Source organism: Lentzea albida (assembly GCF_900111005.1).
Classification (GTDB): Bacteria; Actinomycetota; Actinomycetes; order Mycobacteriales; family Pseudonocardiaceae; genus Lentzea; species Lentzea albida.
This window is the reverse complement of the sequence record NZ_FOFV01000006.1, coordinates 222,402-243,590: the sequence shown is the minus strand read 5'-3', so window position 1 is coordinate 243,590 and position 21,189 is coordinate 222,402. Positions and strand designations below refer to the sequence as shown.

22 protein-coding genes are annotated in these 21,189 nt (G+C 70.1%); 14 read left to right on the top strand and 8 right to left on the bottom strand.

What is annotated here, in order from left to right; all coding sequences use genetic code 11:
• Positions 1–2: 2 nt before the first annotated feature.
• The 3 genes from BMY74_RS17995 to BMY74_RS17985 are packed head-to-tail and all read left to right on the top strand — an operon-like array spanning position 3 to position 2,113.
• Positions 3–986, top strand: coding sequence for an aldo/keto reductase (locus tag BMY74_RS17995; protein WP_089917715.1), 984 nt, complete (start codon positions 3–5; stop codon positions 984–986).
• A 5-nt stretch (positions 987–991) separates the two neighbouring features.
• Entirely contained in the window at positions 992–1,600 is a 609-nt protein-coding gene (locus tag BMY74_RS17990) for a TetR/AcrR family transcriptional regulator (RefSeq protein ID WP_218159657.1), read from the top strand.
• Between the two features lie 18 nt (positions 1,601–1,618).
• Complete coding sequence (locus BMY74_RS17985) at positions 1,619–2,113, top strand: hypothetical protein (RefSeq protein WP_089917375.1); 495 nt, start codon at positions 1,619–1,621, stop codon at positions 2,111–2,113.
• 31 nt (positions 2,114–2,144) lie between these two features.
• Here BMY74_RS17985 and BMY74_RS17980 read toward each other — a convergent pair whose 3' ends face one another.
• Positions 2,145–3,056, bottom strand: a complete 912-nt coding sequence (locus BMY74_RS17980; RefSeq protein ID WP_089917373.1) for a DUF4097 family beta strand repeat-containing protein — start codon at positions 3,054–3,056, stop codon at positions 2,145–2,147.
• A gap of 5 nt (positions 3,057–3,061) precedes the next feature.
• On the bottom strand, positions 3,062–3,568 hold the full coding sequence (locus BMY74_RS17975) for a toxin-antitoxin system HicB family antitoxin (protein ID WP_089917372.1): 507 nt from the start codon (positions 3,566–3,568) through the stop codon (positions 3,062–3,064).
• A 68-nt stretch (positions 3,569–3,636) separates the two neighbouring features.
• Here BMY74_RS17975 and thyX point away from each other — a divergent pair, with 68 nt between their 5' ends.
• The 8 genes from thyX (at position 3,637) to atpB (ending at position 10,795) form a co-directional block, all read left to right on the top strand.
• Entirely contained in the window at positions 3,637–4,341 is a 705-nt protein-coding gene (gene thyX, locus BMY74_RS17970) for an FAD-dependent thymidylate synthase (protein WP_089917370.1), read from the top strand.
• Between the two features lie 5 nt (positions 4,342–4,346).
• On the top strand, positions 4,347–4,748 hold the full coding sequence (locus tag BMY74_RS17965) for an ACT domain-containing protein (RefSeq protein ID WP_089917369.1): 402 nt from the start codon (positions 4,347–4,349) through the stop codon (positions 4,746–4,748).
• Between the two features lie 71 nt (positions 4,749–4,819).
• Positions 4,820–6,262 (top strand): serine/threonine-protein kinase, encoded by a 1,443-nt coding sequence (locus BMY74_RS17960; RefSeq protein ID WP_245786202.1) that lies wholly within the window; start codon positions 4,820–4,822, stop codon positions 6,260–6,262.
• Positions 6,263–6,264: 2 nt separating this feature from the next.
• On the top strand, positions 6,265–6,678 hold the full coding sequence (locus tag BMY74_RS17955) for a hypothetical protein (RefSeq protein WP_089917368.1): 414 nt from the start codon (positions 6,265–6,267) through the stop codon (positions 6,676–6,678).
• 23 nt (positions 6,679–6,701) lie between these two features.
• Positions 6,702–7,313, top strand: coding sequence for a TIGR03085 family metal-binding protein (locus tag BMY74_RS17950; RefSeq protein ID WP_089917366.1), 612 nt, complete (start codon positions 6,702–6,704; stop codon positions 7,311–7,313).
• 19 nt (positions 7,314–7,332) lie between these two features.
• Positions 7,333–8,229, top strand: a complete 897-nt coding sequence (gene dapA, locus BMY74_RS17945) for a 4-hydroxy-tetrahydrodipicolinate synthase (protein WP_089917364.1) — start codon at positions 7,333–7,335, stop codon at positions 8,227–8,229.
• Positions 8,226–9,905, top strand: coding sequence for a ribonuclease J (locus tag BMY74_RS17940; protein WP_089917363.1), 1,680 nt, complete (start codon positions 8,226–8,228; stop codon positions 9,903–9,905). The genes dapA and BMY74_RS17940 overlap by 4 nt, the downstream gene beginning before the upstream one ends.
• A gap of 143 nt (positions 9,906–10,048) precedes the next feature.
• Positions 10,049–10,795: a F0F1 ATP synthase subunit A gene (gene atpB / locus BMY74_RS17935; RefSeq protein ID WP_245786201.1), complete on the top strand. Its 747-nt coding sequence runs from the start codon at positions 10,049–10,051 to the stop codon at positions 10,793–10,795.
• Positions 10,796–10,914: 119 nt separating this feature from the next.
• On the opposite strand, the gene BMY74_RS17930 is transcribed toward atpB, so the two are convergent.
• Positions 10,915–11,529: a class I SAM-dependent DNA methyltransferase gene (locus BMY74_RS17930; protein ID WP_089917360.1), complete on the bottom strand. Its 615-nt coding sequence runs from the start codon at positions 11,527–11,529 to the stop codon at positions 10,915–10,917.
• A gap of 125 nt (positions 11,530–11,654) precedes the next feature.
• On the opposite strand from BMY74_RS17930, the gene BMY74_RS17925 reads away from it, so the two are divergent.
• On the top strand, positions 11,655–14,438 hold the full coding sequence (locus BMY74_RS17925; RefSeq protein WP_177229801.1) for an AfsR/SARP family transcriptional regulator: 2,784 nt from the start codon (positions 11,655–11,657) through the stop codon (positions 14,436–14,438).
• A 48-nt stretch (positions 14,439–14,486) separates the two neighbouring features.
• Complete coding sequence (locus BMY74_RS17920; RefSeq protein WP_177229800.1) at positions 14,487–15,167, top strand: hypothetical protein; 681 nt, start codon at positions 14,487–14,489, stop codon at positions 15,165–15,167.
• On the opposite strand, the gene BMY74_RS17915 is transcribed toward BMY74_RS17920, so the two are convergent.
• Positions 15,064–15,837, bottom strand: a complete 774-nt coding sequence (locus BMY74_RS17915) for a lysophospholipid acyltransferase family protein (RefSeq protein ID WP_425434840.1) — start codon at positions 15,835–15,837, stop codon at positions 15,064–15,066. The genes BMY74_RS17920 and BMY74_RS17915 overlap by 104 nt on opposite strands.
• Positions 15,838–15,955: 118 nt before the next feature.
• On the opposite strand from BMY74_RS17915, the gene BMY74_RS17910 reads away from it, so the two are divergent.
• Positions 15,956–18,340, top strand: a complete 2,385-nt coding sequence (locus BMY74_RS17910; protein ID WP_089917355.1) for a DNA translocase FtsK — start codon at positions 15,956–15,958, stop codon at positions 18,338–18,340.
• 1 nt (position 18,341) lies between these two features.
• Here BMY74_RS17910 and BMY74_RS17905 read toward each other — a convergent pair whose 3' ends face one another.
• The 4 genes from BMY74_RS17905 to BMY74_RS17890 form a co-directional block, all read right to left on the bottom strand.
• Positions 18,342–18,809, bottom strand: a complete 468-nt coding sequence (locus tag BMY74_RS17905; protein ID WP_089917353.1) for a phospholipase — start codon at positions 18,807–18,809, stop codon at positions 18,342–18,344.
• 84 nt (positions 18,810–18,893) lie between these two features.
• Entirely contained in the window at positions 18,894–19,547 is a 654-nt protein-coding gene (locus tag BMY74_RS17900; protein WP_143091605.1) for a nitroreductase family protein, read from the bottom strand.
• A 5-nt stretch (positions 19,548–19,552) separates the two neighbouring features.
• Positions 19,553–20,707 carry a YcaO-like family protein gene (locus tag BMY74_RS17895; RefSeq protein ID WP_089917350.1) on the bottom strand — a complete coding sequence of 385 codons (1,155 nt, stop codon included), beginning with the start codon at positions 20,705–20,707 and terminating at the stop codon, positions 19,553–19,555.
• Positions 20,704–21,114 carry a hypothetical protein gene (locus BMY74_RS17890; RefSeq protein WP_089917349.1) on the bottom strand — a complete coding sequence of 137 codons (411 nt, stop codon included), beginning with the start codon at positions 21,112–21,114 and terminating at the stop codon, positions 20,704–20,706. The genes BMY74_RS17895 and BMY74_RS17890 overlap by 4 nt, the downstream gene beginning before the upstream one ends.
• Between the last annotated feature and the right edge of the window lie 75 nt (positions 21,115–21,189).

Genomic DNA, 21,189 nt, shown 5'->3' with positions numbered 1-21,189 from the left:
AAATGCAGAAGCGCCAGCTGGGAGCCACCGGTCCGGTCGTGTCCGCCCTCGGCCTGGGCTGCATGGGCATGTCCAACGCCTACGGCCCGGCCGACCGGGACGAGAGCATCGCGACGGTCCGGGCCGCACTGGACGCCGGGGTCACGCTGCTCGACACCGGTGACTTCTACGGCCAGGGCCACAACGAGCTGCTGGTCGCGGAGGCGATCAGGGGCCGTCGAGACGAGGTGCAGCTCAGCGTCAAGTTCGGCGGCATGAGGGACGCCGACGGCGCGTTCATCGGGTTCGACACGCGACCGGTCGCGGTGGCCAACTTCCTCGCGTACTCGTTGCAGCGCCTGGACACCGACCACGTGGACATCTACCGGCCGGCCCGGCTCGACCCGAGCGTGCCGATCGAGGACACCATCGGTGCCATCGCCGAGCAGGTCGACAAGGGCCGCGTCCGGCACATCGGCCTGAGCGAGGTCGGTGCCGAGACCATCCGCCGGGCGCACGCCGTGCACCCCATCGCGGACCTGCAGATCGAGTACGGCCTGCTGGAACGCGGTGTCGAGCGGGAGATCCTGCAGACCACCCGTGAGCTGGGCATCAGCATCACGGCGTACGGCGTGCTCTCGCGCGGACTGATCTCCTCGAAGCCGCTCACCCTCGACGCGAGCGACTGGCGCGGCCACGCGCCGCGGTTCCAGGGCGACAACCTGACCCGCAACCAGGACCTCGTCACCAAGCTCAACGAGATCGCGGAGGCCAAGGGCGTCACGGTCGCGCAGCTCGCGATCGCGTGGGTCGCGTCGCGCGGTGAGGACGTGGTGCCTCTGGTCGGCACGACGAAGCGTGCGAGGCTTGAGGAGGCGGTGGGTTCCGCCGACGTGACGTTCACCGAGCGGGAACTGGCCGAGATCGAGGCCGTTGTTCCTCTCGGAGCCGCTGCGGGCACGCGCTACGCGGCCGAGCAGATGGCGATGCTGGACAGCGAGAGGTGAGTGGAGTGGCGGAGGCGCTGACCGCGGAGGCGATCCTCGTGGCGACCGAAGAGGTGCTGCGCAGGTACGGCCCTGCCAAGGCGACGGTGGTCGACGTCGCCAAGGCGCTCGGGGTCAGCCACGGCAGCGTCTACCGCCACTTCGCGACCAAGGCCGCGCTGCGCGAGGCGGTGACCAGGCGCTGGCTCGACGCGATCCACCGGGAGATGGAACCGGCGTTCGGCCAGGGCCTGCCCGCCTCCGAGGTGCTGCGGGAGTGGCTGCAGAGGCTCTTCGACAAGAAGCGGCGCTCGCACACCGAGGACCTGGAGCTGTTCACGACGTACAAGACCCTGGTCGGCGAGAGCAGCGGCGTCGTCGAGGACCACGTCGAGCACCTGGTGGGCCTGATCGCGCGCATCATCCAGGCGGGAGTGGATACCCACGAGTTCGTGACGGACGACGTGCCGAGGACGGCACAGGCGGTGTGGGACGCGACGCAGGCGTTCCACCACCCGGCGCACGCCCAGGAGTGGGGGAATCCTCACATTCAGGACGCGTTCGACGCCGTCGTCTCACTGGTCGCCGCTGGACTGCGGTACAACCGAATCCCAAGTGCCACAGGCGATGCTTGAGGGTCACGGAGGTGAACGGTGCCGCCTGACGAGTGGATCGATCTGCTGGGAGCGCCGGAGAGGCGTCCGGACCCGGTCGACTGGAACGCGGTCGAAGCGCGTGCCGGCACGGCCCTGCCCAGCGACTACGTGCACCTCGCCGAGGCCTATCCGCCGCTGATCGTCGGTGGTTACGTCCGCATCCTGCACCCGACGGCACGTGCCGGTTTCATGAACTGGATGTCGACGGCGCCCAAGATGCTGCGGGCGCTGCGCCGCCAGCCCGGCCTGCGTGCGCACCCGGAGTCGCCGGGGCTGCTGCCGTGGGGCATGACCGCGAACGGCGACCACTGCCTGTGGTTCACGAAGGGTGAGCCGGACGAGTGGACCGTGCTGATCACGGACATGCGGCAGAAGTGGTCCTACGACGGCAGCTTCTCGAGCTTCATCAGGAAGTTCCTGACCGGGGAGCTGCGCTGCCCGATCTTCCCGGACGACGTCCCCGGCGGCTCCAAACCGTTCCAGGAGCCGTGAGGACGCCGTCCGGGCCTTTCCGACCCCCCGGTCAGCTCGTTGCGGCGGTCACCAGCGCGTTGCCGCTGCCCGTGCGGCCCGTGACCGACAGGGTGGCGTCACCCAGCGGCTCGGACGAGACGTCGAAGTCGCTGCGGGCCGTGCCGGACGTCGACACCAGGTCGATGCGCGCGAGCGTGCCCTGCCGGACGCCGACGCGGATGTGGCCCGAGCCGGTGCCCAGGTGGATCTCGCCGGACGCGGCGTCGGCCACCGTCAGGTCGCCGCTGCCGGTGCGCACCTGGACGTCGCCCTGCACGGCGCCCAGCCACACGTCACCCGTGCCGGTGACGAGCGTGGTGGCGCCGCCGACCGACGACACCTCGACGTCCCCGCTGCCCGTCTTCGCCTTCAGCGTCGAGAGCATCGTGCCCAGGCGGACGGTGCCGGCGCCCGAGTTCACCTTGGCCTCGCCGGTCGCTCGGTCCGCGGACACGCTGCCCGTGCCGGTGTTGAGGTCGAGACGACCCGCGCCGCCCGTCACGACGACGTCGGCCGCACCGGTCCGTGAGGCGACGTGCGACCCGACGGGTGCCGTCACCACCACCGAGAGCGGCACGGCGCGCAACGGCAGCGCCTTGGACGACTCGATGCGCAGGCGGTTGCCCAGCAGTTCGACGCGTGCGTCGCGCACGGCCTCCTCCGGACCCGTCGGGGGAGCCGTCTTGTCGGGGCCGAACTGGCCGCTGACCCAGCTCAGCACGCTGGTCAGTCCCTCGGTCCACGAGTTGCCCGCGTTCGGGTCGTGCCGCACCTCGACGTGCACACCCGGCGCGTCGACGAGCTGCACCTGCACCCGGCCGCTGAGCAGCGAGATGTCGATCTCGGCGATGCCCGCGAACTCGAAGCTCTGCTGGCGCACGACGCCGGACGGCTCGGTCGGTTCCGCTGTCGGTTCGGTCATCCCGCTCACCCCTGCACCCATCCGCGGACCCGCGAGCCCGAGCCCGTGTTCCCGCTCCACCCCTTGTGCTGGTGCTTGTGCTTGCCGTGCACCGCGCCGCCGACGGCCTGCTGGATGAACGAGTTCAGCGACACGCCCTGAGCCGCCGCGGCGGCCTCGGCCTTCGACTTGAGCTCGTTGATCAGACGCAGCGTGACGCGGCTGATGTCACCCGTGGCGTCACCGAAGTTCGGCACCTCCTGGCGCGGAGCGGGCTCCGGTTCCGGTTCGGCGGAGCCCGTGACGACCACCTGGACGTCACGGCCGGCGAGTCGTACGTCCACGACCTGGCCGTCCAGCGAGGCGGTGACCTCGGCGGCCAGGTCGGACAGTGCGTTCATGATCGCCAGTCGCGCGGCTGGCTCGAGCGCTGCGGACAACGCGGCGGCCGTTCGACGGGTGTTCTCATCTCCCGCTGACGCGGCCGTCGCCAGGTCCTCGCGCAGTGACGCGATGTACGGCGACAGATCCATGACACCACTATGACGTCACTTCCGACATCGTGCAACCACCACCTGGCGTCAGGGTTAATGTCGAGGCCATGCCGAGAGTGCGTTTGGTGGCCAAGACCGAGTTCATCCCGCCGGACGACGTGCCGTGGACGACCGACGCGGACGGTGGCGCGGCGCTCGTCGAGTTCGCCGGCCGGGCCTGCTACCAGTCGTGGGACCGCTCGAACCCCATGACCAACACCAACGCGACGTTCCTGCACCACCTGCTCGACGTCGGGCACCTCGCCGCGTTCGAGCACGGCAGCGCCTCGCTCTACCTGACCGAACTGCCGCGCTCGCTCACCCACGAGCTGATCCGGCACCGGCACTTCTCGTACTCGCAGCTCTCCCAGCGCACCGATCCGACCGACGTCGTCGAGCCGTCGCTGATCGCCGAGGACCCGGAGCTGCACGCGCGGTTCGTCGCCGCGACCGAGGCGAGCCTGAAGGCGTACGAGGACCTCGTGCAGAGCCTGGAGAAGACCGTCAACGGGCGGCGCGCGCGGCAGATCGCACGGTCCGTGCTGCCCAACGCCACGGGCACCGAAATCGTCGTGACGGGCAACTACCGCTCGTGGCGGCACTTCATCGCGATGCGCGCCACCGAGCACATCAACGTCGAACTGCGCGAGCTCGCCGTGGCCTGCCTGCGCGAACTGACGAGGGCGGCGCCCAACGCGTTCGCGGACTTCGTCATCTCGACACTCCCGGACGGCACGGAAGTTGCCTCCAGCCCGCTGGTGGTTGAAGGCTGAGCGCCATGAAGCGGCTCATCGTGGACGTCCCGCCCGGCGAATACGCGGTCACGCGCCTGGCACCGGACGCCCCTGTCCCCGCCGGACTGCTCGACCTCACCGGCGTGCTGGTGTCCGTCACCAGGACCCCGGCCGAGCTGTCGATCATCGCCCCGGCCTCGTTCGCGGTGGACGGTGACGCGGCCGAGAGGGGCTGGCGGCTGCTCACCGTGCGCGGGCCGCTGGAGTTCACGCTCACCGGCATCATGGCCGCGCTCGCGGGCGAGCTGGCGGCGGCGGGCGTCTCGTTGTTCGCGCTGTCCACATACGACACGGACCACCTGCTCGTGAAGCACGCCGATCTGGGCCGTGCCGTGGTGGCGTTGCGTGCCGCAGGTCACGAACTGGTTGTAGCGCCGGAAGCCTAGGAACCGATCCTCCGGTTGGCGGGTCTCAAGTACCGTCAACGCCCCCGGTTCCCAGGCTTCAGGAGCGCACGTTGCACGGACAGGCAGTCGAACCGCGCCTCATCGCGGGCAGGTACGCCCTGGTGGCCGAGCTCGGCCGCGGTGGCATGGGCATCGTGTGGCGCGCCCAGGACCGCCACATCGGGCGTTTCGTCGCGGTCAAGGAACTGCACCTGCCCGACGGCATCGCGCACGAGGAACGCCGTGTGCTCGAAGAGCGCGCCCTGCGTGAGGCGCGCACGGCCGGCAAGCTCAACGATCCCGCCGTCGTGACGGTGTACGACGCCATCAACGAGAACGGCACGACGTACATCATCATGGAGCTGGTCGAGGCGGCGACGCTGTCGACGTTGATCAGCACGCACGGCCCGATGCCGCAGAACCAGGTCGTCTCGATGGCGCTGCAGGCGTTGTCCGCGCTGGAGACCGCGCACCAGGCCGGGATCGTGCACCGCGACGTGAAGCCCGGCAACCTGATGGTGCGCCCGGACGGCAAGCTCAAGCTCACCGACTTCGGCATCGCCCAGGCCGTCGACGACCCGCGCCTGACCACGAGCGGCAGCCTCATCGGCTCGCCCGCGTACATGGCGCCGGAGCGCATCCATGGCCACGAGGCCGGCCCCGCGTCCGACCTGTGGGCCCTGGGCGCGACCCTCTGCTACGCCGTCGAGGGCTGGAGCCCGTTCGAGCGCTCCTCCACGGCCTCGACGCTGCACGCGATCATGAGCGAGACGCCGCGGCTGACCCGCGCGACGGGCGTGCTCGGCGCGGTCATCACCGGTCTGCTGATCGCCGACCCGAACGCCCGGCTGTCCGGTCCGCAGGCGCGCGCGATGCTCTCCAGCATCGGCAACCAGCCGACGCCGCCGACCGGCATCGCGCCGGTGCAGACCCAGCAGTACCAGCAGCCCGCGGCCGCCGACCCGGCGAAGAAGAAGCGCAACCGCGTCATCGCGCTGGTCGGTGCCGTGGTCATCGCCGCGGCCGCCTTCACCGGCGGCGTCTTCACGCACCGCGCGCTCACCGCGCCCGGCGGCAGCAGCGGCAGCGCGGCGCTCACCTACGGCGAGGGCGCCGAGGTCCCGGTGTTCCAGCTCTACGAGAACACGTGCGGCATCGGTGAGGTCGCCCCGACCAAGCTGCTCAACTCGGACACCCGCGAGGAGTGCGACAAGCCGCACGACTTCGAGGTGTTCGACGTGATCGACAGCCTGCCCGTGCAGTCGAACTTCCCCGACGCCGCCTATCCCGGGGTCGACGCGCTGAAGAGCCTCGGCGTGGCCCGGTGCGAGATGACGCTGAACTCGGCGTGGATCAAGGACGGGTCGAACCTCAAACTCACCACCCTGGTCCCGAGCGAGAGCGCGTGGGCCAAGGACAAGAGCGGCAACGCGGAACGCAAGATCTGGTGCCTGGCGGGCGCCAAGGACGGCAGCAAACTCGACGGCAGCATCAGCGCGAAGAAGGACAACTGACGGTGAAGCGGAAGATCGCTCCTGCCCTGCTCGCCCTCTCCTGTGCGGCCGCTCTGACGGCCTGCTCCGGCAACGAGGACAAGTTCGTCGCCGAGCTCAAGGCGGCCGGGTTCAGCAACCCCGGCGCGCCCAGCACGGAGAAGGAGAAGAAGTCCAAGAAGATCGGCAAGCGCACGGTCAAGTCCTCGGAGAAGATCATCGAGGTCGTGGTCCGGGTCAAGGGCTGCGACCTCGAGATGGCCAAGGTCTCCGGCCAGTCGGGCTACTGGCTCGACGAGCTGCACGTCAACGGGCAGGAACCGGACTGGCCCGGCTACCCGGAGAACCTCAAGCGCGACCAGGTGGTCAAGCTGCTGGCCGACAACTCGTCCAAGCCGACCGGGTTCACCGCCTGCTACAAGCCGAACGAGGCCTGAGCCGGCTGTGGTGCAATGGGCGGGTGAGTCTCGCCCGTGACGAGCGCAAGGCGCTCGTCGACCTGATGACCGAGCTCGGCCCCGACGCGCCCACGCTGTGCGGCACCTGGTCGGCCAGGGACCTGGCCGCCCACCTCGCGATCCGCGAGCGCCGCCCGGACACCGCGCCCGGCATCGTGCTGCCCGTCTTCGCGAAGTGGACGGAGAAGGTCCAGGAGGACTACACGCACAAGGCGTGGAGCGAGCTCCTGGACCTGGTCCGCACGCCGCCGTTCTGGATCCAGCCGTTCGACAACGTGATCAACACCGCCGAGTACTTCGTGCACCACGAGGACGTGCGGCGCGCACAGACCGGTTGGGAGCCACGGCCGTACGACGCCCGGCGCGAGGCGACGCTGTGGAAGCTGCTGCCGTTCACCGCGCGCATGACGTACAAGTCGTCGCCCGTCGGTGTGACGCTGGTGCGGCCCGACGGCGAGCACGTCGTCGCCAAGCAGGGCGCGAACGGCGTCGTGATCACCGGCGAGGTGCCCGAGCTCGTGATGCTGGCTTTCGGGCGCGACGAGGCCCGTGTGGAATACAGCGGTGACGCCGACGCGGTGCAACGGGTGCGGTCGTTGAACCGAAGCGTCTGAACTCGGGTAGTTTCTGCGCATGCCAGGAAGCCCGTACGCAGGGCCGGACCGCCCGTTCGGCCGCGTTCTCACCGCCATGGTCACCCCGTTCGACCGTCGTGGCGAGGTCGATCTCCCCAAGGCGCAGGAACTGGCGAAACACCTGGTGGACCTGGGCAACGACGGCCTGGTCGTCAACGGCACGACCGGCGAGAGCCCGACCACGACCGACCGGGAGAAGGCCGCGCTGCTCACGGCCGTCGTCGAGGCCGTGGGCGACCGCGCGACCGTGGTCGCCGGTGCGGGCACCTATGACACCGCGCACAGCATCCACCTGGTGGAGCAGGCGTCCAAGGCGGGCGCGCACGGCGTGCTGGTCGTGACGCCGTACTACTCGCGGCCGCCGCAGGAGGGTCTGCTGGCGCACTTCACCGCCGTCGCGGACGCCTCCGACCTGCCGGTGATGCTCTACGACATCCCACCGCGCGCCGTCGTGCCGATCGAGGTCGACACGCTGCTGCGGCTGGCGGAGCACCCGCGGATCCTCGCCGTGAAGGACGCCAAGGGCGACCTGCACGCGGGCAGCCGGGTGATCGCCTCGACCGATCTCGCCTACTACTCGGGCGACGACCCGCTGAACCTGCCGTGGCTGTCCGTGGGCGCCGTCGGGTTCGTGAGCGTCATCGGTCACCTCGCCGGAGATCGCCTGCGCGATCTCGCCGATGCGTATGAATCCGGAGACGTGGTCCGGGCAAAGGAAATCCACGAGTCGCTGCTGTCGTTGCTGCGACCCTTCCGCCGGGTTCCCGGCGTGACGTACACGAAGGCTGCGCTGCGCCTGCGCGGACTGGACGTGGGGGATCCCCGTCTGCCGCTGGTGCCCGCCGCAGCCGAGGACATCGAGGCCATCGCGGCCGAACTGGGAGTCAACGCGTGACCCAATCGACCGAACTGCCACCCGCACTGCCGGAAGGCGGCCTCCGCGTCGTCGCTCTCGGCGGAATCGGCGAGGTCGGCCGCAACATGACCGTCTTCGAGCACGCCGGGAGGCTGCTCGTGGTCGACTGCGGCGTTCTGTTCCCCGAGGACGACCAGCCGGGCGTCGACCTGATCCTGCCGGACTTCCGCGCGATCGAGGACAGGCTCGACGACATCGACGCCATCGTCCTGACGCACGGCCACGAGGACCACATCGGCGCGGTCCCGTTCCTGCTGAAGCTGCGCCCCGACGTGCCGGTCGTGGGCTCCCGCTTCACGCTGGCGCTGCTCGCCGCCAAGTGCCGGGAGCACCGCCAGAGCCCGCAGCTCGTGGAGGTGAAGGAGGGGGAGCGGCGCTCGTTCGGGCCGTTCGAGCTCGAGTTCTTCGCCGTGAACCACTCGATCCCGGACGCGCTCGCGGTCGCCATCCGCACGTCCGCGGGCCTGGTGCTGCACACCGGTGACATCAAGCTGGACCAGCTGCCGCTCGACGGCCGCCTGACGGACCTGGCCGGCTTCTCGCGCCTCGGCGACGAGGGCGTGGACCTGTTCCTGGTCGACTCGACCAACGCCGAGGTGCCCGGCTTCGTGGTGCCCGAGCGCGAGATCGGCCCCGTGCTGGAGAACGTGATCCGCAAGGCCGACCAGCGCGTCATCGTGGCGTGCTTCGCCTCGCACGTGCACCGCGTCCAGCAGGTCCTCGACGTGGCCGTGCAGTACAAGCGCAAGGTCGCGTTCGTGGGCCGCTCGATGGTGCGCAACATGGGCATCGCGTCCGAGCTGGGCTTCCTCAAGGTCCCGGACGGCCTCTTCGTCGACCTCGACGTCGCGATGAAGATGGACGAGAACGAGGTCCTCTTCGTCTCCACGGGGTCGCAGGGCGAGCCGCTGTCCGCGCTGTCCCGCATGGCCCGCGGCGAGCACCGCCAGATCTCGATCCGCGAGGGCGACACGGTCATCCTCGCGTCGTCGCTGATCCCCGGCAACGAGAACGCGGTCTTCAACGTCGTCAACGGCCTCGCCAAGCTCGGCGCGACCGTCGTGCACCAGGGCAACGCCAAGGTGCACGTCTCCGGCCACTCGCCGGCAGGCGAACTCCTGTTCCTCTACAACGCCGTGCGGCCGTCGAACGTGATGCCCGTGCACGGCGAGTGGAGGCACCTGCGCGCGAACGCTGCTCTCGCCGTCGCCACCGGTGTCGCCGAGGACCACGTCGTGATCGCCGAGGACGGCGTCGTCGTGGACCTGATCGACGGCAAGGCCGCGGTCTCGGGCCGGGTCGTCGTGGGCCACGTGTACGTCGACGGCCTGTCCGTGGGCGACGTCGGCGAGTCGACGCTGTCCGACCGCCTGGTGCTCGGCGAGGGCGGCTTCATCTCGATCTCGGTCGCCATCGACACGGCGTCCGGGCGCGCGGTGACGGCCCCGACGATCTCGGGCCGCGGCTTCTCCGACGACCCCAAGGCGCTGGAGGCCGTCGTGCCGCTCGTGGAGATGGAGCTGGCGCGCACCGAGGCCGAGGGCATCACCGACACGCACCGGGTCGCGCAGGCCGTGCGCCGCGTCGTGGGCCGCTGGGTGGCGGAGACCTACCGGCGCCGTCCGATGATCGTTCCCACGGTGATTCCGGTCTGACCCTTTCGGGGGTTTCCGTGACCCCGCTGTGATCTGCGTCCCCCTCGTCCGATAAGGTCTGATCCCAGACCATGGACGAGGGGGTTCGCCCAATGGCCGATGTTTTCCAACCGCCGGGTAAAGACGACATTCTTCTCCCGCCGATGTTCACCTGGCACGAGCCGCTAGGCCTGCCGTTCGACTTCTCCGTCACCAAACCGCAGGCCCTGCTGGTGCTGTCGGTGGTGATCATCCTGACGTTCTTCCTGGTCACCACCAGGAACCTCCGGCTGGTCCCGTCGCGCTGGCAGTTCGCCGCCGAATCGGTCTACGACTTCGGCCGCAACACCATCGCGCGTGAGCAGATCGGCGCCAAGGAATTCGCGCCGTACGTGCCTTTGATCGTCAGCATCTTCTGCTTCGTGCTCGTCAACAACGTCTACGGGCTGATCCCGCTCGTGCAGTTCCCGACGTTCACGCACAGCGGGTTCCCGTTCGCGATCGCGTTGCTGATCATCTTTCCGCTCTACCACTTCGTGGGCATCCGTAAGTTCGGGCTGAAGGGCTACCTGCGCAACCAGTTCGTCATCCCGGACGTGCCGAAGCCCGTGCTGTGGGGGCTGCTCATCCCGACCGAGGTCATCCTCAAGTTCTTCTTCGACCCGGTGAACCTCGCGATCCGGGTGTTCGCGGCGATGTTCGCGGGGCACCTGCTGATCCTGGTGTTCACGCTCGGCGCCGAGTTCCTGCTGTTCAACGCGCCGATCTACCTCAAGCCGGTGTCGGTGCTCGGGTTCGCGCTGGCGATCGCGCTGTTCTTCCTGGAGGCGCTGGTGCAGGTGTTGCAGGCGTACATCTTCGCGTTGCTGTCGGCGCACTTCATCGGACGCGCGCTGGCGGAGCAGCACTAGGGCGCACGAAGGCCGCCGGACGGCCTCGCGGTCGGCGGACCGGCGTGGTGCCGGTCCGCGGTTTGGGTCAGCGCGCGCTTACGCGCGAAGCGTCGTGCATCAGTGAACGGCGGCAGGTGTCAGGGGCGCTGGCACACCAGGTGCAGCGACTCCTCGGGCGTGGCGCCGGGGTACGACGGTGTGAACACCGGCCGGCTCCGGCGCACGACCCGCAGCCCGGCCTCGTTCAGGTGCGCCTCGAAGTTCTCCTCGGAGAACGACGACACCTCGATCTCCTGACCCATCCAGGGCAGGGTGACCTGTTCGACGTCGATGGCGACGGTGGCGAGGAAGAAGTGGCCGCCGGGCCGCAGCCACGTCGAGATGCGGCCGAGGGTCTGCACGATCTCGGCCTGGGTCATCTGCAGCAGCGAGAAGACGGCGCAGATGACGTCCCACGAACCGGGAGGTGACTCGAAGTCGCGGATGTCGATCTTGTGGAACGTCGCGTCGGGGACCTGCTCCGCCGCGATGTCGACCATCACCGGGGACACGTCGAGGCCGGTGACCTTCATGCCGGCCTTGGCGAGGTTGCGGGCCACGGGAACGCCTGTGCCGCAACCGATGTCGAGCACGCGCGAGCCCGACGGCTGGGTCGCGGCGAACCAGGCGAGGGTGCCGTGCAGTGCGGGCTGGTGCGACCAGGCGCGCTGGTATTCCAGTCCGAGCGTGTCGAAGACCTCCGCCGCGTTCATCCGCCGCCCCTCATTTCGGCCCAATCCACCTGAGTGAAGTGTTGAGTACGTCTCTGCACGCCTTCTGGATGGCTTCTGGACGAAAACTGACGGTAGGTTGCTAGGTGACTGCGGACAGCGACGAAGTGAGAACCAGGGTGCAGAACGAGTTGCGCGTCAGCTTGCTGGGCGCGCTCGCGGCCTCGGTGGACGGCGAGGAGCTCGCGCTCGGTCCGCCGCGGCAGAGGGCTGTGCTCGCCGTGCTCGCCTTGCGTGCCAATCACGTCGTGTCGCGCAGTGAACTGATCGACGCCGTGTGGGGTGAAGATCCCCCTGCCAGCGCCGACAACGGCATCCACACGTACGTCGCCGGGCTGCGCAGGCTGTTCGAGCCGGGGAGGGCGTCGCGGGCGCCGAGTTCCGTGTTGCTCTCCACGGACGCTGGATACTTGCTGAGGCTCAGTTCGCGCGGTTCGGACGCCGCCGTGTTCCGCGCACATCTGGACGAAGCCGGACGTCTGCGGAGCGAGCCGCTGGAAGCCATCAGGGCGTTCGACGCGGCCCTGGGGCTGTGGCGGGGAATCGCGCTGGACGGCGTGCCGGGGCCGTTCGCGGCGGTGGAGCGCGCGCGTCTGGCCGAGTTGCGGCTCACGGCCGTGGAGCAGCGTGCGGCGTTGATGCTCACGGTCGGGCGTGAGGCCGAGGTGGCGGGGGAGCTCACCACGCTGGTGAGCGCGCATCCGTTGCGGGAGAGGCTGCACGGACTGCTCATGTCCGCGCTCTACCGCGGCGGCAGGCAGGCGGAGGCGCTCGCCGTCTACACGGACCTGCGCCGGTTGCTCATCGAGGAGCTCGGCATCGAGCCCGGCCCGGAACTGCGCCAGTTGCACGAGCAGGTGCTCGTCGGCCGGCACGACCCGCAGCCCGAACCGGTGGCGCCCGCGCTGGTGCCCGTCCAGCTGCCGCACGAGATCCGCGACTTCACCGGCCGGGAGAAGGAGCTCGCGAAGCTCTCCGAGGTCGTGCCGCAGGACCACTCGCCGGTGCTCGTCGCGATCACCGGCACCGGTGGCGTCGGCAAGACGGCGCTGGCCGTCCGCTTCGCCCACCAGGTGGCATCTCGCTTCCCCGACGGTCAGCTGCACGTCGACCTGCGCGGGTTCGACTCGTCGGCCCCGCCCGTGCAGCCCGGCACCGCGTTGCACCAGCTGCTGCAGAGCCTCGGCGTGCCGTCCGAACGCATCCCGGAGGACCTGTCGGCGAAGTCCGCGCTGTACCGCAGCGTTCTCGCGGGCAAACGGGTCCTGGTGCTGCTGGACAACGCGCGGCTGGCCGAGCAGGTCCGCCCGCTGCTGCCCGGCCGGTCGACGTCGATGGTCCTCGTGACGTCCCGCAACCACCTCGGTGGTCTCGTCGCCCGCGACGGCGCGCATTCGCTCACGTTGTCGACCCTCACGCGTGACGAGGGCCTGGCACTGCTGACGTCCGCGGTGGGGGCCGACCGGGTGGCCGCCGAACCCGCTGCCGCCGCGAAGCTCGTCGAGCTGTGCGGGCACCTGCCGCTGGCGGTGCGGATCGCGGCCGAACGGGTCGTCACCCGGCCGCACCTCACCCTCGCCGACCTCGCGGGTGACCTGGCGGACGAACGCGACCGGTTGAACGTGCTGGCCACGGGCGACGACGAGGACACGGCCGTGCGTGCCGCCTTCTCGTGGTCGTACCTGGCGCTCAAGCCCGACGCCGCGCGCGTGTTCCGGTTGATCGGCCTGCACCCCGGCGCCGAGATCAGCCTGGGCGCCGTGGCGGCGCTCGCCGGCGTGCCGGTGTCGCGGGCGCGGACGTTGCTCGACGTGCTGGCGGGCGGGCACGTGCTGGAGGAGGTGGCGCGCGGCCGGTTCCGGCTGCACGACCTGCTCCGCCTGTACGCCACCGAGCTCAGCGCCACCGAGGAGTCGTCGGGCGGCCGCGACGAGGCCGTGAAGCGCCTGCTGGGCTGGTACTTCGACACCGCGAACGCCGCCGGCACCGTGATCGCGCCGCCGGACCACCCGGCGTTCCTGTTACCGCCACTGTCTACTCAGGACTTCTCCTCGCACGACGAGGCGTTCACCTGGTGCCGCACGGAGTCGTCGAACCTGCTGGCGGTGGCACGGCTCGCCGAGGAGCACGACTCGCCCACGGCGTGGCAGATCCCGGTGGCGCTGTGGAACTACTTCATCGTGTCGAACGCGCTGGACGAGTGGACCCGCACATACCGCGTCGCCGAACGGGCCGCGGCGCGGGACGGCAACCAGGCCGCCCGCTCGTGGGCGGTGCACGGCCAGGGGCTGGCGGCGTTCCGCGGCGAGCGCTTCGCGGACGCGTTGGAGCTCTTCGACCGCGCACTGGCGATCCGGCGCGAGATCGGTGATCCGGTCGGTGCCGCGTGGAGCCTCACGGGCCTGGGCATGGCGTACGGAGGCCTGCGCCAGTTCGACCTCGCCGTCGACCGGTTCGGGGAGGCCCTGCGCGGGCACGTCGAGGTGGGCTCGTGGTTCGGCGAGGGTGGCACGCGGTTGTTCCTGAGCGACATCCTGCGGTCGGCGGGCCAGTTCGAGGCGTCGCTGGAGTCGGCGCGGCGGGCGTTCGAGCTGATGGACTCGCACGACGCCCCGCACGGCAAGGCGATGGCGTTGGTCAGCATCGGCTGGGCGCAGTCGAAGCTGGGCCGGCAGGCCGAGGGGCGCGACTCGTTCCGGCAGGCGATCGAGTTCCTGCGCGTGCTCGGCGACCGCAAGAGCCTCGCGGAGGCGTTGCACGGGCTGGGGGCGACGAGCGCGGGCCAGCCCGAGGTGGCGCGCACGCACCTGCTGGAAGCGCTGACGATCTACGAGGACTACGACCACCCGCTCACACCTGAGGTGCGGGCGAGGCTGCACGAGCTCTCCTAGGGGTGATCCCGGATGTGCTCGCGCTGATGTGTAGGCACACTACTCATCATGCAGAAGCGCGCTCGAACACTGTTGGTGTGGCTGCACGTCGTGACGTCGGTCGGCTGGCTGAGCCAGGCGCTCGCACTGTTCACGTTGCTGCTCTACGGCCTGAAGACGGGTGACGTCAACGCTTTCAGGATGGCGCGGGTGCTGGACCACCACGTGCTCGCGTTCATGGGCGCCACCAGCGCGTTCAGCGGCATGATGCTCAGCGCCACGACGCCGTGGGGTTACTTCAAGCACTGGTGGGTGCTGGGGAAGTTCGTGATCACCGTCGTGCAGCTCCACGTCGGGATCTTCGTGCTCAGCGGCAGGCTCGAAGCCGCGGCGAACGGTGACGTCAGCGCGTGGACACCGGTCGGGACCGCACTCATGGTCGCCGGGTTCGCCTTCCAGACGTGGCTCAGCGTCGCGAAGCCGTGGGGGCGCACGCCGTGGGCGGACCCGAAGGTCAAGCTGCCCACGGCGAGCACCAAGGCGTTCGTGCTGGCGCTGACGATCCCGTTGGTCGACCTCGGTCTCGGGCTGTGGATGGGCAACCCGATGCCGCTGACGATGCTCGTGACGGTGGTCGCCTACTCGATCAGGCGGGCCGCCAGGGGGAGGCGCCGGTCGTCGGACGCGTCGGGTCGTGGAACTTCGGCACGTCCGGCTCGTCGAGGCGCAACGGCACCAAGCCCTCGGTGATCGCGGTCATGATCCGCTCGTGGGCGCGCCGGGCGTCCCCCGCGGTCTCGGCCCTGAGGTCCGACAGTTCCACCGGCTTGCCGAAGTGCACCTTGAACGTCGGCCGCTTGCGCACCGCGCGCAGCCACGACGTCAGGTACGGCAGGACGTCCCTCCAGCCGGTGACGCTGAGGTTGCCCCAGTAGACGGCCTCGTGCGCGCCCCACTGGCTGATCGGGACGACCGGGATGCCGCCGCCCAGCGCCATGCGGGCGACGCCGGTCTTGCCGCGCTCGGGCCACAGGCCGGGGTCCGTGCTGATCCTGCCCTCGGGGTAGACGGCGATCGGGTCGCCGCCCTTGTTCAACGCCTCGACGGCCCGGTGCATCGCCTCGCCCACGTTCGCCGACCGGCGGTCGACGCGCAGGTGGCCGCACGCCTTGAGGGCCGGTCCCATGACCGGCGCGTCGAGCAGGCCGCCCGCGAGCATGAACCGGGGGTTGACGCCGATCTTGCGGCACGCCGCGATGAGGACCATCGGGTCGAGGTTGCCGATGTGGTTGGAGGCCAGCAGCAACGGCTTGCCGAGCAGTTCCGGCGGGATGTCGCCCGAGACCTCGAGCTTGCCGGTCAGCGCGATCAGGCCCCGGTCGACCACCATGAGCACGCGCCAGAAGAGCGGTGTGGACACGCGGGGCAGCGTACGGCGTGTCGTGAGGACACCGTGCACGATCCGGTGAACCATGAGCTTTCGCACGCGTCCCGGTTGCAAACGGGGCTGGTGGGGCGCGAGGGACTACCTTGTAGACATGGCCGGGCGCACAGGGACTTCGAGAAAGACCACGTCACGCGGCAAAGCACCAGCGAAGCCGCGGGCGCGTTCCACCGCGTCCAGAAAGCCCGCCGCGCGCAAGAGCGGCGGTGCCATCAGCGCCGTGTGGGGTGCTTTGGGGCGTGGCGTCGGCAGCGTCGTGCGCACCGTCAGCCGCACCAAGGACCTGGATCCCGAACACCGCCGTGACGGCCTCGGCCTCCTGCTGATCGCGCTGGCGTTCATCACCGGCGCGGGTGTGTGGTGGCAGGCCGGGGGACCGGTCGGGCAGTGGGTGGACGTCGCCGTGCGCAGCTCCGTCGGGTTCCCGGCGGTGGTCGTGCCGGTCGTGCTGCTCGGCATCGGCGTCACGCTGATGCGCACCGACCCGAAGCCCGACGCGCGGCCGCGGCTGATCATCGGGTCGTTCCTGATGATCATCGGTGTGCTCGGCATGTTCCACCTCATCGGCGGCCTGCCGATGGACCCGCTCGAACGCCGTGACGCCGGCGGCGCCCTGGGCTACCTCGCGGGAGGGTTCCTCGCGCAGGGCCTCACGCCGTGGGTCGCCGGGCCGCTGCTGTTCCTGATCTTCGCGTACGGCCTGCTGGTCGTGACGCACACGCCGATCCGCCAGGCGCCCGAACGGATCCGCTCGCTGCTGCACCCCGGCAAGCCCGCCGAGCCGTCCCCGTTCGACGAGGAAGAGCCCGTCGAGGAGCCGAAGCCGGTCCGGCTGCGCCGCCCGTCGCGCCGCCGCCAGGCCGTCGAGCCCGTCGCCGAGGACGAACCGCAGGCGGAGCTCCCGCTGGAGGAGCCGGTCGAGCCCCCGCCGCCGTCCCCGAAGCCGTCGAAGAAGGCCGCGGCCGCCCCCGCCCTGGTCGTGCGCGCGGTCGAGGGCGAGTACCAGCTGCCGCCGCCGGACGTGCTCAAGGACGGCGACGCGCCGAAGACCCGCAGCAGGGCCAACGACCAGATGATCGAGGCCATCACCGGCGTCCTCGACCAGTTCTCGATCGACGCCCAGGTCACCGGTTTCACCCGCGGCCCGACGGTCACCCGCTACGAGGTCGAGCTCGGCCCCGGCGTGAAGGTCGAGAAGATCACCGCGCTGACCAAGAACATCGCGTACGCCGTGGCGACGGACAACGTCCGCCTGCTGGCCCCGATCCCCGGCAAGTCCGCGGTGGGCATCGAGGTCCCGAACAGCGACCGCGAGATGGTGCGCCTGGGCGACGTGCTGCGCGCGCCGTCCACCGTCAAGGACACGCACCCGATGGTGATCGGCCTCGGCAAGGACATCGAGGGCCACATGGTCACCGCGAACCTGACGAAGATGCCGCACCTGCTGGTCGCGGGTTCCACGGGTTCCGGCAAGTCGTCGTTCGTGAACTCGATGCTGGTGTCGCTGCTGGCCCGCGCGACGCCGGACGAGGTCCGGATGATCCTCATCGACCCGAAGATGGTCGAACTGACGCCGTACGAGGGCATCCCGCACCTGATCACGCCGATCATCACGCAGCCGAAGAAGGCCGCGGCGGCGCTCGCGTGGCTCGTCGAGGAGATGGAGCAGCGCTACCAGGACATGCAGGTCAACCGGGTGCGGCACGTCGACGACTTCAACCGCAAGGTGAAGTCCGGCGAGATCACCGCGCCGCCGGGGTCCGAGCGCGTCTACCGGCCCTACCCGTACATCATGGCGATCGTCGACGAGCTGGCCGACCTGATGATGACCGCGCCGCGTGACGTCGAGGACGCCATCGTGCGGATCACGCAGAAGGCCCGTGCCGCCGGCATCCACCTGGTGCTGGCCACGCAGCGGCCGTCCGTCGACGTCGTCACCGGTCTGATCAAGACGAACGTGCCTTCCCGGCTCGCGTTCGCCACGTCGTCGCTGACGGACTCGCGGGTCATCCTGGACCAGCCCGGCGCCGAGAAGCTGATCGGCATGGGTGACGCGCTGTACCTGCCGATGGGGGCCGGCAAGCCGGTGCGCATCCAGGGCGCGTTCGTGGGCGACGAGGAGATCTCCTCGATCGTCGAGTTCACCAAGAACCAGGCCCAGCCCGAGTACACCGACGGGGTCACCGCGCAGAAGGCCGGCGAGAAGAAGGAGATCGACGCCGACATCGGCGACGACCTCGAGTTGCTGGTGCAGGCCACCGAGCTGATCGTGACGTCGCAGTTCGGCTCGACGTCGATGCTGCAGCGCAAGCTGCGCGTCGGGTTCGCGAAGGCGGGGCGCCTCATGGACCTGCTGGAGACCCGTGGCGTCGTCGGGCCGTCCGAGGGTTCGAAGGCACGCGAGGTGCTGATCAAGCCGGACGAGCTCGAGAACGTGGTCTACCTGATGCGCGGAGGCGGCCCCGCCGACGACGAGTGACCTACTTCAGGCCGGCCTGCTGGATGCTCGTGGCCGTCGAACTCGCGCTGCCGCCGAACTCGCGCACCGCCGCGTAGTACAGGTCGGCCGTGCGCTTGCACGCCCAGTTCGAGCCGCACTGGTTGTACATGTCGGCCTTGAAGTTGTTGTCGATGCGAAGCCTGTTCGCCTCGTTCCAGCGGGCCTGGCGCTTGTAGTTGCGGTAGCCGAAGTCGTGGCGGTGGCACGTCGGCAGGAACTTGAAGCCGAAGGGGTTGTCCGGCGAGTACGAGCAGCCGTCGGACGACCAGTCGAGCTGGTCCGCGTTGGGTTGCTGGGCGCGCAGTGCTGTGAACTGGCTCAGGGACTTCGAGTAGAGGTAGTCGTCGGTGACCGCGACGACGTCCACGGCGAGGGCCGGGGTGCCGGTGAGGACGAGGGCGAGGGAGGCGGTGGCTCCCACGAACGCCGAGCGCAGGGTGTTCGACATGGCGAGCTCCTCTGGGTGTGAGCAGGGTCTCGCCCAGTTGTAGCCGGTGATCGACTGTCCTCGGTAGACACGATCTGATGAACGTCAGGTGATCATGTGCCCGCAAGCGATTGCTGTGGCCACGCGAAGTTCTCGTGGCAGCCCCAGCGAGTGGAGCATCTCGTTGTCGGCCACTCCGCCCAGCAGGTGGCCGCCGAGCTTCTCCTGCGCCAGGCGGAGGCAGATGGTCTGCGCCGCGGCGCCTGCCTCGATCAGGCCGAAGCGGCCCGCGCGTTCACCGTACTTCTCGAACGAGTCCTTGTCCGCGAGCACCAGCACGATCGTCAGCGGTGGTGTGGACGGGGTGCCGAGGATCTGGGCCAGGTCGTCCGGTGCCGGGCCGAGGTCCTGCAGCGCGTGGCGCCGGATGTCGTAGCGGACCGCGCGGCCGTGGACGAAGGCGTAGCAGCGCAACGGGTTCAGCCCGCCCGCGGAGGGGACGCTGTCGTCGGACAGGGCGCCCAGGACCGCGCCGAGCTGCTTGTCGCTCAGCGGCTCGCCGGTGAACTCCCGGGTGCTCCTGCGTGCCCGGAAGAGCTTCTGCAGCCGGTCGTTCGGGCGGGGGAGCGGGACCGGGGGCGTGGGCGGTTCCAGCGGGTCGACGAGCTGTGGCGGCGGGCGGAAGTCCCGCAGGCGGTCGCCCAGCCTGCGCTGGTGCAGCGGTGAGAAGCGGCTCGCGGCCCAGAAGTCGTCGAACATCGGCTTCACCCCAGGGGATGCGGTGCGGGATTGGGGAACGCGCCCGGTGAGGCGTGCGGGTAGCGCCAGTCGAGCTCCGCGGCGCGGCCGCCCAGGTGGGGCCAGCGGTGGTCCGAGTGCAGCGGGGCCAGGTCCGGGGACAGGACCCGGACGCAGTGCAGGCCCACGGCGGAGAGTTCCGGTGTGGTGAGCTCGCGGTAGGCGAGCCGGATGCCCGCGCGGTCGAGGGCGTGCACCAGTTCGGTCAGTTCAGCCGTGGTGCCCCGGGTCTGGGCGTCCGGTGGCGGATCCGCCTCGAAGCCCTGGAACCACGGGAGGTCGTCCCACTTCGCCGGGTGCGTGGCGTAGTAGGCGGCGTGCTCGTCGAAGTCGGTGGCTTCCTCGACGGGACCGTCGCCGTTGCGCGCCAGCCACACCTCGACGAAGACCGTGCCCTGCACCCACTCCTCGTAGGCCTTGCGGACCGCCTCCTTGGTGGTCGCACGGCAGGCCAGTCCGAGCGTCGGGCGGGGCCTGCCGGCGATCGGGAGCGAGCCCGCCACGGCGACCACCGGGTGCGGGCTGTAGGCCGGGGTGAGGTCGAACGCCTGGGCGCCGTGCGGGAGGCCGGCGTCGAAGCGTTGCGGTGCAAGGGAATGCAGCCAGGTCGTGGTGAACGCGTCGCGCTCCACCAGTTCCTGGACCGCGCGCAGCAGCGCGCTGGTCGTCGACGGGCCCGCCGCCAGGCCGGACGAGGTCGCGGGCAGGCCGTAGGACGCGTCCAGGGCCACGAGGCCGGCGGGGACGCGGATCGGGTCGTTGCCGGGGAGCGTCCACGCCCGCGTGTACGGGGTGTTGACGTATCCCTTGCGGTAGCGGTAGTTCGGGGCCACCCGCTGCTCCACGGTGTGGAGGCTGAAGTGTTCGAGCGGCCAGCACTCGCCCTCGGTGACGACCTCCAGCCGTGCCCGTGCGGCGGCGTGGCGTTCCAGGGCCTCGGCGATGGCGGCGACCCTGGTGGTGCCACCGGACGTGCCACCCGTCGCGAACGGCTCGGGCACCGCGGCCCAGCCTTGGAGGTCCACATCGGACAGACTGTGCGGCACGGGGTGCAGTTGCGACACCACGCCCTGGCGCCAGCCGACCGCGCGCTCGACCAGCGCCTCCGCCACGGTCCTCATCGCTTCCCCCGGTACCGCCGGAAGATCCTGTACCCGAGCGCCAAGGCCCCGCCGAGGTAGAGCACACCGACCACCGCCGCGACACCCTCGTCCACGGAGGCGATCGGTCCCAGCGTGAACAGCACGACGAACGGCTCCAGGAACCACAGGGCGGACCAGCCGAGCAACCGGACCACGCTGCCCACCGGGTTCGGTGACCTGGCGAGGAAACCGGAGGCGGTGGCCCACGCGAGCGCCGCCGCGAAGCCGCCGAGCCACCAGCCCCAGTGCAGGTCGAAGACCGCGCCCATCGTGGCGAACGGCAGCACGACGACCAGCAGCGGGAAGATCGCGGCGGGCAGGACGAGCAGGCTGCGCGGCTGCGGGAGGTCCTGCGTCTCCCGGTGCAGCGCCGCGGGGATGTGCACGGCCGCGCCGACTGAGGAAACCGCGCAGCAGCAACAACAACAGCAACAGGTGGGCGTCGCGGCGTTGGCGGCGGC

What these genes read in the sequence shown, in the direction of transcription:
- BMY74_RS17995 (WP_089917715.1), top strand. Translation starts at nt 3, where the DNA reads ATGCAGAAGCGCCAGCTGGGAGCCACCGGTCCGGTCGTGTCCGCCCTC.
- BMY74_RS17980 (WP_089917373.1), bottom strand. Translation starts at nt 3,056, where the DNA reads ATGACCGAACCGACAGCGGAACCGACCGAGCCGTCCGGCGTCGTGCGC.
- BMY74_RS17975 (WP_089917372.1), bottom strand. Translation starts at nt 3,568, where the DNA reads ATGGATCTGTCGCCGTACATCGCGTCACTGCGCGAGGACCTGGCGACG.
- thyX (WP_089917370.1), top strand. Translation starts at nt 3,637, where the DNA reads ATGCCGAGAGTGCGTTTGGTGGCCAAGACCGAGTTCATCCCGCCGGAC.
- BMY74_RS17965 (WP_089917369.1), top strand. Translation starts at nt 4,347, where the DNA reads ATGAAGCGGCTCATCGTGGACGTCCCGCCCGGCGAATACGCGGTCACG.
- dapA (WP_089917364.1), top strand. Translation starts at nt 7,333, where the DNA reads ATGCCAGGAAGCCCGTACGCAGGGCCGGACCGCCCGTTCGGCCGCGTT.
- atpB (WP_245786201.1), top strand. Translation starts at nt 10,049, where the DNA reads ATGTTCACCTGGCACGAGCCGCTAGGCCTGCCGTTCGACTTCTCCGTC.
- BMY74_RS17930 (WP_089917360.1), bottom strand. Translation starts at nt 11,529, where the DNA reads ATGAACGCGGCGGAGGTCTTCGACACGCTCGGACTGGAATACCAGCGC.
- BMY74_RS17920 (WP_177229800.1), top strand. Translation starts at nt 14,487, where the DNA reads ATGCAGAAGCGCGCTCGAACACTGTTGGTGTGGCTGCACGTCGTGACG.
- BMY74_RS17910 (WP_089917355.1), top strand. Translation starts at nt 15,956, where the DNA reads ATGGCCGGGCGCACAGGGACTTCGAGAAAGACCACGTCACGCGGCAAA.
- BMY74_RS17905 (WP_089917353.1), bottom strand. Translation starts at nt 18,809, where the DNA reads ATGTCGAACACCCTGCGCTCGGCGTTCGTGGGAGCCACCGCCTCCCTC.
- BMY74_RS17900 (WP_143091605.1), bottom strand. Translation starts at nt 19,547, where the DNA reads ATGTTCGACGACTTCTGGGCCGCGAGCCGCTTCTCACCGCTGCACCAG.
- BMY74_RS17895 (WP_089917350.1), bottom strand. Translation starts at nt 20,707, where the DNA reads ATGAGGACCGTGGCGGAGGCGCTGGTCGAGCGCGCGGTCGGCTGGCGC.